At 53.3% G+C, this 11,719-nt stretch carries 12 protein-coding genes and 1 pseudogene; 7 read left to right on the top strand and 6 right to left on the bottom strand.

Annotated features, from left to right (window positions below; genetic code table 11):
* Positions 1-34 precede the first annotated feature (34 nt).
* Positions 35-289 (top strand): annotated as a pseudogene (cvrA, locus tag AB7E14_RS12830) (potassium/proton antiporter); the annotation flags it as partial.
* A 187-nt stretch (positions 290-476) separates the two neighbouring features.
* Here cvrA and dadX read toward each other — a convergent pair.
* Positions 477-1,547, bottom strand: a complete 1,071-nt coding sequence (gene dadX / locus AB7E14_RS12825) for a catabolic alanine racemase DadX (RefSeq protein ID WP_044257665.1) — start codon at positions 1,545-1,547, stop codon at positions 477-479.
* Between the two features lie 12 nt (positions 1,548-1,559).
* Positions 1,560-2,858: a D-amino acid dehydrogenase gene (locus tag AB7E14_RS12820; protein ID WP_044257663.1), complete on the bottom strand. Its 1,299-nt coding sequence runs from the start codon at positions 2,856-2,858 to the stop codon at positions 1,560-1,562.
* Between the two features lie 328 nt (positions 2,859-3,186).
* Here AB7E14_RS12820 and AB7E14_RS12815 point away from each other — a divergent pair, with 328 nt between their 5' ends.
* The gene (locus AB7E14_RS12815) at positions 3,187-4,719 is read left to right on the top strand and encodes a SpoVR family protein (RefSeq protein WP_043000443.1); all 1,533 of its coding nucleotides are present in this window, start codon (positions 3,187-3,189) and stop codon (positions 4,717-4,719) included.
* A 33-nt stretch (positions 4,720-4,752) separates the two neighbouring features.
* Here AB7E14_RS12815 and fadR read toward each other — a convergent pair whose 3' ends face one another.
* Positions 4,753-5,472 carry a fatty acid metabolism transcriptional regulator FadR gene (gene fadR / locus AB7E14_RS12810; RefSeq protein WP_042318544.1) on the bottom strand — a complete coding sequence of 240 codons (720 nt, stop codon included), beginning with the start codon at positions 5,470-5,472 and terminating at the stop codon, positions 4,753-4,755.
* A 222-nt stretch (positions 5,473-5,694) separates the two neighbouring features.
* Between fadR and nhaB the strand changes: the two genes are divergently transcribed.
* Together nhaB and dsbB are read left to right on the top strand one after the other, a co-directional pair.
* Positions 5,695-7,239 (top strand): Na(+)/H(+) antiporter NhaB, encoded by a 1,545-nt coding sequence (gene nhaB / locus AB7E14_RS12805; protein ID WP_043000442.1) that lies wholly within the window; start codon positions 5,695-5,697, stop codon positions 7,237-7,239.
* A gap of 141 nt (positions 7,240-7,380) precedes the next feature.
* The gene (dsbB, locus tag AB7E14_RS12800; RefSeq protein WP_043000441.1) at positions 7,381-7,911 is read left to right on the top strand and encodes a disulfide bond formation protein DsbB; all 531 of its coding nucleotides are present in this window, start codon (positions 7,381-7,383) and stop codon (positions 7,909-7,911) included.
* 222 nt (positions 7,912-8,133) lie between these two features.
* Here the strand turns inward: dsbB and AB7E14_RS12795 are convergent, their stop codons facing one another.
* From AB7E14_RS12795 to AB7E14_RS12785, 3 genes are all read right to left on the bottom strand, one after another.
* Positions 8,134-8,580 (bottom strand): YcgN family cysteine cluster protein, encoded by a 447-nt coding sequence (locus AB7E14_RS12795; RefSeq protein WP_042318693.1) that lies wholly within the window; start codon positions 8,578-8,580, stop codon positions 8,134-8,136.
* Positions 8,581-8,672: 92 nt separating this feature from the next.
* Positions 8,673-9,332 carry a fumarylacetoacetate hydrolase family protein gene (locus AB7E14_RS12790; RefSeq protein WP_044257661.1) on the bottom strand — a complete coding sequence of 220 codons (660 nt, stop codon included), beginning with the start codon at positions 9,330-9,332 and terminating at the stop codon, positions 8,673-8,675.
* A gap of 68 nt (positions 9,333-9,400) precedes the next feature.
* Positions 9,401-9,694 carry a YcgL domain-containing protein gene (locus tag AB7E14_RS12785; RefSeq protein ID WP_043000439.1) on the bottom strand — a complete coding sequence of 98 codons (294 nt, stop codon included), beginning with the start codon at positions 9,692-9,694 and terminating at the stop codon, positions 9,401-9,403.
* Between the two features lie 126 nt (positions 9,695-9,820).
* Between AB7E14_RS12785 and minC the strand changes: the two genes are divergently transcribed.
* From minC to minE, 3 genes are read left to right on the top strand one after another with little or no spacing between them, the layout of a single operon-like run.
* Positions 9,821-10,528 carry a septum site-determining protein MinC gene (gene minC, locus AB7E14_RS12780; protein ID WP_090049212.1) on the top strand — a complete coding sequence of 236 codons (708 nt, stop codon included), beginning with the start codon at positions 9,821-9,823 and terminating at the stop codon, positions 10,526-10,528.
* A 23-nt stretch (positions 10,529-10,551) separates the two neighbouring features.
* A complete protein-coding gene (gene minD / locus AB7E14_RS12775) occupies positions 10,552-11,364 on the top strand; it encodes a septum site-determining protein MinD (RefSeq protein WP_043000437.1) in 813 nt (270 codons plus the stop codon).
* A gap of 3 nt (positions 11,365-11,367) precedes the next feature.
* Entirely contained in the window at positions 11,368-11,634 is a 267-nt protein-coding gene (minE, locus tag AB7E14_RS12770; RefSeq protein WP_043000436.1) for a cell division topological specificity factor MinE, read from the top strand.
* Positions 11,635-11,719: the final 85 nt, after the last annotated feature.

Here is an 11,719-nt window from a genome sequence, read left to right as displayed (position 1 = left end):
TCCCACCGGCAGCACTCGTCTGCGTGAAGGCGATGTGCTGTGCGTCATCGGGCGTGAACGCGATCTCCCGGCGCTGGGCAAATTGTTCAGCCAGTCGCCGCCGGTGGCGCTGGATCAGCGCTTCTTCGGCGACTTTATTCTCGAAGCCAACGCCAAGTATGCCGATGTGGCGCTGATTTATGGTCTGGATAACGGAACGGAGTACCGCGATAAGCAGCAAACGCTGGGGGAAATTGTTCAGCAACTGCTGGGTGCCGCCCCGGTCGTCGGCGACCAGGTCGAATTTGCCGGGATGATCTGGACGGTTGCCGAAAAAGAGGATAATCAGGTGCGCAAAGTCGGTGTCCGCGTTGCCGGGGATGAAGACGAAGAATAGTGACTCTACCGGCGCTTATCTGGCCTACTGAGACGCCGCGTAGCGTGTGCTGTAGGCCGGATCAGGCGCATCGCGCCGGCATCCGGCAATACCAAAAAAGTTACACCGTCACAACAGGAACGCGCAACGCCAGCGAACACATCAGCTCATAACCCACCGTTCCAGCTGATTGCGCCACGTCGTCAATTTTGATCTCTTTGCCCCACAGCTCCACCGGCGTTCCGATGCCCGCCTGCGGGCATGGCGTCAAATCCACCGCCAACATATCCATTGACACTGTTCCCACCGTCGTGGTCCGGACACCGTCCACCAGCACCGGCGTGCCGCTCGGCGCATGGCGCGGATAGCCATCCGCATAGCCAGCCGCCACGATACCAATACGTTGCTCGCCTCTGGCGGTATAACGTCCGCCATAGCCGACGCGGTCTCCCGCTTTTAGTGTCTGTACACCAATGATTTCGCTGCTCAGCGTCATCACTGGCTTCAGTCCGGTATTGGCGATATCGCGCCACTGACCTGACGGCGAAGCGCCATAGAGAATAATGCCCGGGCGTACCCAGTCAAAATGTGCATCAGGATGCCACAGCGTGGCCGCGGAGTTTGACAGCGAACGCCGGCAATCCAGCCCTTCCGCAGCCTGCTCGATGCGCGCCATTGCATTGTGGATCCCGTCAGGGTGCTCAGCGTCGGCAAAATGCGACATCAGCGTCATTTCACCGACGTTCGGCATCGCGCGCAGTTGCTGCCAGACGGTTTGCAGCCGTTCCGGCTGGAATCCCAGGCGGTTCATGCCGCTGTTAACCTTCACATAGACATCCAGCGGCGCCTTAAGCTTCGCATTCTGGATCGCTTTGAGCTGCCAGTTGCTGTGCACGCAGGTGGTCAGACGCCAGGTGTCATACCGTTCCAGATCTTCAGCGTGGAAAAAACCTTCCAGCATCAGGATCGGCCCTTTCCAGCCGCGCTCACGCAGGGTGACCGCCTCTTCCAGATTCAACAGGGCAAAACCGTCGGTGTTGCCCAGCGCACTCCAGATACGTTCTATGCCGTGTCCATAAGCATTGGCTTTCACCACTGACCAGACGCGGGCGTCCGGTGCGGCCTGACGCACAATGCTCAGGTTTTGTTTCATCGCCTGCAGGTCAAGGCTGGCCAGTATAGGGCGGGTCATCTCTCGTCCTTCTTAGTTATGTGCGCCGTGCAGATGTTGGGGACGTGAAGGCGTAAAGCCTGCGTGGTAGCGCGCCACGCTCAAATCGTCATACGGAATGGCGGGCGTGCGACCTGACAATATATCGCTCAGCAACTGCCCTGAACCACAGGCCATCGTCCATCCCAGCGTACCGTGTCCGGTATTTAACAACAGATTTTTGAAGCGGGTACGTCCCACAACGGGCGTACCGTCCGGCGTCATTGGCCGCAGACCGGTCCAGAATGTCGCCTGCTCAACATGCCCCCCGCGCGGGTAGAGATCGCGCACCACCATCTCAAGCGTTTCCCGACGCGGCTGGAGCAGTTCGGTATTGAAACCGACAATTTCCGCCATCCCCCCCACGCGGATGCGCTGGTCAAAACGGGTAATGGCGATTTTGTAAGTTTCATCAAGAATAGTCGAAACCGGCGCGCCGTCCTCTTCCGCCACCGGAATCGTCAGCGAATAGCCTTTCAGCGGATAGACCGGAATATCGACAATCCCTTTCAGCATCGCCGTGGAGTAAGACCCCATCGCCATGACGTACGCATCGGCTTTAACGATCTCATCCCCACATTTCACGCCGTAAATCTGTTCGCCTTCGCAGAGCAGTTTATCCACCGGTGTGTTGAAGCGGAATTTGACGCCCGCCTGTTCGGCCATCTGCGCCAGACGCTGGGTAAAGAGCTGGCAGTCGCCGGTTTCGTCATTCGGCAGACGCAAGCCGCCGGTCAGTTTGTGCGCCACTTCCGCCAGCGCCGGCTCGACTTCCGCCAGTCGACTGGCTTCCAACAACTGATACGGCACACCGGCGTCTTCCAGCACGGCGATGTCGCGCGTGGCGTTCTCATACTGCTGCGCGGTACGGAACAGTTGCAGCGTCCCGCCCTGCCGCCCTTCATACTGGATACCGGTCGACGCACGTAGCGCTTTCAGGCAATCACGGCTGTATTCCGCCAGACGTACCATCCGCCCTTTGTTTTCCATGTAGTGGCTGGTGTCGCAGTTGCGCAGCATCTGCCACATCCACTTTAGCTGGAACTGTGTCCCGTCAAGACGAACGGCCAGCGGCGCATGGCGCTGGAACATCCATTTAATCGCTTTCAGCGGTACACCCGGCGCAGCCCAGGGCGCGGCATAGCCCGGAGAGATCTGCCCCGCATTCGCCGCGCTGGTCTCCAGCGCCGGGCCGGGTTCACGATCGATAACGGTAACATCATGTCCAGCCTGACTCAGATACCAGGCGCTGGTCACGCCAACGACGCCACTTCCCAGTATGACAACTCGCATAGCCACTCCGTTAACAGTAACAGTAAAAGAACAATCATCTAATTACATCTTGATAACCCAGATGAAAATATTATTCAACATATGGCTTTTTTATGGTGACACATCTCACATATAGCAGGCAGAGCAATGAACTCCCTGCTTTGGCATCTCATGCTGTGGGTTATTTTTATCCAGCAGAAAATATCGTGACCACCCCGTAATCTGGCGAGTCGACCAGCGGAAATCGCAAAGAAAATATTTCTTCACTGACACGGTTTTTAACCGGGTGTTCTATGCTTGAAATGAGGTGCTCCACACAGAGAGTGCCGCCAACAATGAGGGTGCGCGAATGGCTACGATTGATTCCATGAACAAGGACACCACACGCTTGAGCGATGGACCCGACTGGACGTTTGATCTGCTGGATGTCTATCTGGCGGAAATAGACCGGGTGGCGAAACTCTACAGACTGGATACCTACCCGCACCAGATTGAGGTCATCACCTCCGAGCAGATGATGGATGCATATTCCAGCGTCGGAATGCCGATTAACTATCCTCACTGGTCGTTTGGTAAAAAATTCATCGAGACCGAACGACTGTACAAGCACGGTCAGCAAGGGCTGGCCTATGAGATTGTGATCAACTCCAACCCGTGTATTGCATACCTGATGGAGGAGAACACCATTACCATGCAGGCGCTGGTGATGGCGCACGCCTGTTACGGACATAACTCGTTCTTCAAAAATAACTATCTGTTCCGCAGCTGGACTGATGCCAGCTCCATTGTTGATTACCTGATCTTCGCGCGTAATTACATCACTCAGTGCGAAGAGCGATACGGCGTGGACGAGGTTGAGCGATTGCTCGACTCCTGCCACGCGCTGATGAACTACGGCGTTGATCGCTATAAACGCCCGCAGAAAATCTCCCTCCAGGAGGAGAAGGCCCGCCAACAGAGTCGTGAAGAGTATCTGCAAAGCCAGGTGAACATGCTGTGGCGTACCCTGCCGAAAAAAGAGGAAGAGAAGACGATTGCCGAAGCGCGGCGCTATCCCTCAGAACCGCAGGAAAATCTGCTTTACTTTATGGAAAAAAATGCCCCACTGCTGGAGTCATGGCAGCGCGAGATCCTGCGCATCGTGCGCAAAGTCAGTCAGTATTTTTATCCGCAGAAACAGACGCAGGTGATGAACGAGGGCTGGGCCACGTTCTGGCATTACACCATCCTGAACCACCTGTATGACGAGGGGAAAGTCACCGAACGTTTTATGCTGGAGTTTTTACACAGCCATACCAACGTGGTGTTCCAGCCGCCTTATAACAGCCCGTGGTACAGCGGCATAAACCCTTACGCACTGGGTTTCGCTATGTTCCAGGACATCAAGCGCATCTGCCAGTCGCCGACGGAAGAAGATAAGTACTGGTTCCCGGATATCGCCGGTTCCGACTGGCTGGAAACGCTGCATTTTGCCATGCGCGACTTCAAAGATGAGAGCTTCATCAGCCAGTTCCTGTCGCCGAAGGTGATGCGCGATTTTCGCCTCTTTACAGTGCTGGATGACGATCGGCATAACTATCTGGAAATCTCTGCCATTCATAACGAAGAAGGCTACCGCGAAATCCGCAACCGCCTCTCGTCGCAATATAATCTGAGCAACGTAGAGCCGAATATTCAGGTCTGGAACGTGGATCTGCGGGGCGATCGTTCCCTCACCCTGCGCTATATTCCGCATAATCGCGCGCCGCTGGATAAAGGCCGCAAAGAGGTGCTCAAGCATGTGCATCGGCTGTGGGGATTTGATGTGTTGCTGGAACAGCAAAACGAGGACGGAAGCGTGGAACTGCTGGAGCGCTGCCCCCCCAGAATGAACAGCCTGTAAACAAAAACCCCCTCATCGTGAGGGGGTTCGTTTTTAGCGGCCCTGAATGGCTAAATCGCCAGGCAGGTTTTTCTGCATCCGGTGCCAAATTTCGCCGCTGTCGTGACCGTAACGACGCACCGTTTCGTACACCTGATCGTGCGCGCCCTGCAGGCACAGTTGCGACAGCTTATGGTAGAAACCCAGCGCCAGGCTGCGCGCTTCCGGATTGGCAAAATAGTGACGACCAATGCGGGTATACAACCCTTTCATGCCGTTCAGGATCAGACCATAAATCGGGTTGCCGGAGGCAAATGCCAGACCACGGAAAATGTTGTAATCGAGATCGGCAAACGCATCGGCGTGATCGGCCACTTCCTGCGCGGTCGCCAGCACTTCCTGCGCTTTGTCAGGATGCTGACGAAACGCGGTACGAATGAAGATGGTGGAGATGTTGGTCCGCACCGACAGCAGATTGTCGATCAACTGCGGGACGCTTTCGTGATCGAGACGCGCCAGCGTTTCAAGAATATTCAGTCCGGAGGTTTCCCAGAAATTATTCACCTTCGTCGGTTTGCCATGCTGAATGGTCAACCAACCGTCTCGCGCCAGGCGCTGCAGCACTTCACGTAAAGTGGTACGTGTCACCCCAATCAGTTCGGAGAGTTCTCGTTCTGCAGGCAAGATAGTGCCAGGAGGGAAGCGGTTATTCCAGATACTTTCAATGATGTACTCTTCCGCGAAACCCGCCGGGCTCTGCGCCTTAATGACCATAGTGAGATTTCCATTACACAGCAAAACATAGTTACACTCATCATACCAGACGGGTTACATGCCCGATAGGAGACACAACGAAGAAAAAGTGGATCAAGGCTTCATTTTCTTGATAACGCTGGCTGTCTGGGGTGAAAGGCTTGCCTGTATTCAGACTGACCGTTACTCTTTGTCGCTAACCATAAAAACATCATTTCAATAAATAAGGTAAGGGAAACCATAATGGAACTCTCATGGGGCCGCGCGCTCTGGCGCAACTTTTTAGGCCAGTCGCCAGACTGGTACAAGCTTGCGCTACTGATCTTCCTGATAGTTAATCCACTGATTTTCATCATCAACCCGTTTGTTGCGGGCTGGTTGTTGGTGGCGGAATTCATCTTCACGCTGGCGATGGCGCTGAAGTGTTATCCACTGCTACCGGGCGGTTTGTTAGCCATTGAAGCAGTTATCATCGGGATGACCAGCGCCGCGCATGTTCGCGAAGAGGTGGCAAACAATCTGGAAGTTTTACTGCTGCTGATGTTCATGGTCGCGGGCATCTATTTTATGAAGCAGCTGTTGCTGTTTATTTTTACCCGGCTGCTGCTGAGCATTCGTTCTAAAATGCTGCTGTCGCTGGCGTTTTGTGTGGCGGCGGCCTTCCTTTCCGCCTTCCTTGACGCACTGACCGTGGTAGCGGTAGTGATCAGCGTCGCCGTCGGGTTCTACGGCATTTATCACCGCGTGGCCTCTTCCCGCGGCGATGATAGCGACATCCTGGATGACAGTCACATTGATCAACACTACAAAACAGTGCTTGAGCAATTCCGCGGCTTTTTGCGCAGTCTGATGATGCATGCCGGGGTGGGTACCGCTCTGGGCGGCGTGATGACGATGGTGGGTGAGCCGCAGAACCTGATCATCGCCAAAGCCGCTGGCTGGCACTTTGGCGACTTCTTCCTGCGGATGTCGCCTGTTACCGTTCCGGTACTGATTTGCGGCCTGCTCACCTGTGTACTGGTTGAGAAACTGCGCTGGTTTGGCTATGGCGAAACACTGCCGGAAAAAGTGCGTGACGTCTTGCAGCAGTTTGACGATCAGAGCCGCCATCAGCGTTCACGTCAGGACAGAGTAAAACTGATTGTGCAGGCGATTATCGGCGTCTGGCTGGTGATTGCCCTGGCGCTGCATCTGGCGGAAGTGGGACTGATTGGCCTCTCCGTGATTATCCTCGCAACGTCGCTGACCGGCGTGACGGATGAACATGCCATTGGCAAGGCGTTCACCGAATCTCTGCCATTCACCGCGCTGCTGACGGTCTTTTTCTCCATTGTCGCGGTGATTATCGACCAACATCTCTTTTCGCCGATTATTCAATACGTATTGCAGGCCTCAGAGCACGCGCAACTGACGCTGTTCTATCTCTTCAACGGCCTGCTCTCGTCGATCTCGGATAATGTTTTCGTCGGTACTATCTACATTAACGAGGCCAAAGCGGCCATGGAAAGTGGTGCGATCTCCCTGCAGCAATACGAGCTGTTAGCCGTTGCGATCAACACCGGGACAAACCTGCCATCCGTGGCGACGCCGAACGGTCAGGCGGCATTCCTGTTCCTGCTCACCTCCGCACTGGCACCGCTGATTCGCCTCTCCTATGGTCGGATGGTCTGGATGGCGCTGCCCTATACCATCGTGCTGACGCTCGTCGGTCTGCTGTGCGTCGAGTTTACCCTGACGCCAATGACCGAGTGGATGATGCAAACCGGTTGGTTAGCTACACTTTCATAACAACTAACCGGGCATTTCACTGCCCGGTTTGCCTTTTTGCGTGATATTTCTCCAATTACACAATATTTGAGTTTCTCCTGGTGGCGCGGTAATCGAATTGGTTTACACTGCCGTGTCTACGCATGTTGCAGGGAAATTATTATGTTGCGATATTTGAACCAGTGCTCACGGGGTCGGGGCGCGTGGTTATTGATGGCTTTTACTGCCTTAGCGCTTGAACTGGTCGCGCTGTGGTTTCAGCACGTTATGCTGCTTAAGCCGTGCGTACTGTGCATCTACGAACGCTGTGCGCTGTTTGGCGTCATGGGGGCCGGTCTGGTTGGGGCTATTGCGCCTAAAACACCGTTGCGCTATGTGGCGTTGATTATCTGGATCTACAGTGCCTGGCGTGGGGTTCAACTGACATGGGAACATACCATGATCCAGTTACACCCTTCCCCGTTCATGACCTGTGATTTCATGGCTCGCTTCCCTGCCTGGTTGCCACTGGACAAATGGTTGCCACAGGTGTTTGTCGCCTCTGGTGATTGCGCCGAGCGTCAGTGGGAATTTTTATCTCTGGAAATGCCGCAATGGCTATTAGGCATTTTCGTTGCCTATCTGGTCGTCGCGGTTCTGGTGCTGATTGCTCAGCCGCTTAAACCGAAAAGACGCGATCTGTTCGGTCGTTAATCTCAGACGCTCCCAACCGGGAGCGTGAGAGCGATGACTTATTTCATCCCGATACCGGACAAGCAAAGATCACCTCATTAAAAACCAGGAAAATCAATTCATTGATTTTCGGCTGATAACCACAAAGAAGGAAAAACCACGTTTTTTCCTTCTTTGCAGCAGTCTGACGCTCCCAACCGGGAGCGTTTTTTTTGCCGTTAGCCTGAAATCAGACCGGGCGGTTTAGTCCGCCCATGACGGTTTGTTGAGAATATGGTCCTGCCAGTCATGGACTTCTGACTCTCTTACCGCAATGTGACGCACCGAAATTCGCTCGCCGTGCATTGCCGCTTTCGACCCCGTCAGCAGCGGGTGCCATTCAGGCAGTCCTTTCCCTTCCGCCAGCAGACGATAGGCGCAGGTCATCGGCAACCATTCAAAGGTGGGCAGGTTATCACGCGTTAGCTTGATACAGTCAGGCTCGTACTCGAACCGACGTTCGTAATTGCGACACTGGCAGGTTTTGATGTTGAGCTGGCGGCAGGCGACGTTGGTGAAATAAATCTCGTCGGTATCCTCGTCCATCAGCTTATGCAGGCAGCACTGACCGCAGCCATCACATAACGACTCCCATTCGGCATCGGTCATTTCATCCAGGGTTTTACGTTGCCAGAAAGGTAAATCGCTCATCAGGGTATCCGCCATTGCTATAAAGCTGCACCTTATAACCAGTCTGGCACGTTGATGCAAGTTTTGCCGCCTAAAAAGGCGGCAAGCAGGCGTTACAGGACGCGGGTTGTCAGGGTGTGACCGTTAAAATTGACCACCAGCTCGTCGCCGCTGGCGAGCGGTCCGACGCCTTCCGGGGTGCCGGTCAGCACGACGTCACCCGCTTTGAGGGTAAAGAATTTGCTCATGTAGGCGATTAAGGGGACGATTTTATGGATCATATCCGCCGTTGTACCCTGCTGGCGAACCTCGCCATTGACCGTCAGACCCAGCGGCGTCGCCTGCGGATCGCCGTTAAATTCTGCGACCGGAATGAATCCGGATAACGGGCATGAATTATCGAATCCTTTTGCCTTCTCCCAGGGCTGCCCGGCTTTCTTCATTTTGCCCTGGATATCACGCAGCGTCAGATCGAGCGCCACGCCATATCCAGCGATAGCCTTACGAACATGCTCTTCGGTCGCCTGACGCAGCGTCGCGCCGATCAATACCGCCAGTTCGACTTCATGGTGCACCGAGCCCATATCCGTCGGAATGACCAGCGGCTGGCGCAAATCGCACAGGGCGGTTTCCGGCTTGATAAACAGCACCGGCTCATCCGGCGTGACGCTGCCCATTTCCTTGATGTGGTTGGCGTAGTTGCTCCCCACGCACACCACTTTGCTTACCGGGTAATCAAGCAGCGCACCCTGCCAGTTATGATGTTGATACATTCATTTTCCCCTAATTTGTCATCGTTGACTTCAGGAATGGCACCGACAGGTATGACGCCGGGTACCGTTTATTTATCGGTTTCTGGATTGTTTTGTGAGGCGTTGAAACGATGTTGCTTCAATAAATCTTCGGGCGGCGGAGGCAGTTGTAAATAATATCCCTGCTCCGTTAAGGCTTGTTTTACTTTATCCAGCGAGGCGTTGACTAACTTTTTGCTACCATCTAACGGCAATATCATTGCCAGCTGTGGTTGACCAAATCCTTTCATCAGTTCTTCAGGCACACGTGAGAAATCGTCTTTTTTTTCGACATACAAATAGGTCTGGTCACGCTTAGCACTTCTGTAGATCACACAAAACATACATTTTACTCTGAATTAAACGGATGGCGACTTGCCTCAATATAATAGTGACTATAACATGCCTTCTGGACTTCGGAATATCACTCCACATCGGGGATGATAAATAGCAAATTGAGTAAGGCCAGGATGTCAAACACGCCCATCGAACTTAAAGGCAGTAGCTTCACCTTATCAGTGGTTCATTTACATGAAGCAGAACCCGAGGTTATTCGTCAGGCGTTAGAAGATAAAATCGCTCAGGCTCCTGCTTTTTTAAAACATGCTCCTGTGGTAGTGAATGTCAGTAGCCTTGATGCGCCGGTAAACTGGCCGCAGTTGCAGAAGGTGGTGGCGTCGACGGGATTGCGTATTGTTGGCGTCAGCGGTTGTAAAGATGCCCGGCTCAAAGCTGAAATCGACAAAATGGGCCTTCCTTTACTCACTGAAGGTAAAGAGAAAATGGCGCGTTCCGCTCCGGCTGAACCCATTGCTCCCGCCGTTGTAGTGCAAAACGCTACTCCCGTCACAAAAACGCGATTTATTGATATACCCGTTCGTTCCGGTCAACGCATTTATGCACCACAATGTGATCTGATTGTTACAAGTCACGTCAGTGCTGGCGCTGAGCTGATCGCCGATGGCAATATTCATGTCTATGGCATGATGAGAGGTCGCGCGCTGGCAGGGGCAAGTGGTGACCGGGATGCGCAAATTTTTTGTACCCATCTGACGGCAGAACTGGTGTCTATCGCAGGTGTTTACTGGCTGAGTGATAAAATCCCAGCAGAATTTTATGGCAAAGCGGCGCGTCTGCAGTTAGCAGATAACGCTTTGACAGTTCAACCGTTGAATTGATCCCTTTTTAACAAGGAATTTCTATGGCACGCATTATTGTAGTTACTTCGGGTAAAGGGGGCGTTGGCAAGACCACCTCCAGCGCGGCCATCGCTACTGGTTTGGCCCAGAAGGGAAAGAAAACTGTCGTTATTGATTTTGATATCGGCCTGCGTAACCTCGATCTGATTATGGGGTGTGAGCGTCGGGTTGTTTATGATTTCGTCAACGTCATTCAGGGTGATGCTTCACTCAATCAGGCGCTCATCAAGGACAAGCGCACTGAGAATCTCTTTATTCTTCCGGCCTCTCAGACGCGCGATAAAGACGCATTAACGCGTGAAGGCGTGGCAAAGGTTCTCGACGATCTGAAAGCAATGGATTTCGAGTTTATCGTTTGCGACTCCCCTGCGGGGATTGAAACCGGCGCGCTAATGGCGCTCTATTTCGCTGACGAAGCGATTATCACCACCAACCCGGAAGTCTCCTCGGTACGCGACTCTGACCGTATCCTGGGTATTCTGGCGTCTAAATCGCGCCGTGCCGAAAACGGTGAAGATCCGATTAAAGAACATCTGCTGTTGACGCGCTACAACCCAGGCCGTGTTAACCGTGGCGACATGCTCAGTATGGAAGATGTGCTGGAGATCCTGCGCATTAAACTCGTCGGAGTTATCCCGGAAGATCAGTCTGTTCTGCGCGCCTCTAACCAGGGCGAACCGGTCATTCTGGACATCAATGCAGACGCAGGTAAAGCGTATGCCGATACGGTAGACCGTCTGTTGGGAGAAGAACGTCCTTTCCGCTTCATTGACGAAGAGAAGAAAGGTTTCCTCAAACGCCTGTTCGGAGGATAAGTTATGGCATTACTGGATTTTTTTCTCTCGCGGAAAAAGAGTACAGCGAACATCGCGAAAGAGCGATTGCAGATTATCGTTGCTGAGCGTCGTCGTAGTGACGCTGAACCGCATTATTTACCGCAGTTGCGTAAAGATATTCTTGAGGTCATTTGTAAGTATGTACAAATTGATCCGGAAATGGTCACCGTTCAGCTTGAACAAAAGGACGGCGATATTTCCATTCTCGAACTTAACGTTACATTGCCGGAAGCTGAAGAGTTGAAATAAACGCTCTACTCAGATAATTCCTGGTAAAAAAGGCAGAGCAATCTGCCTTTTTTATTATCAGCCATTTTTCTGTTGCGACAATCAC

The organism is Citrobacter sp. (genome assembly GCF_050252275.1).
Classification (GTDB): Bacteria; Pseudomonadota; Gammaproteobacteria; order Enterobacterales; family Enterobacteriaceae; genus Citrobacter_A; species Citrobacter_A amalonaticus.
The sequence above is the reverse complement of the archived record's forward strand: the minus strand, read 5'-3'. Positions and strand labels throughout refer to the sequence as shown.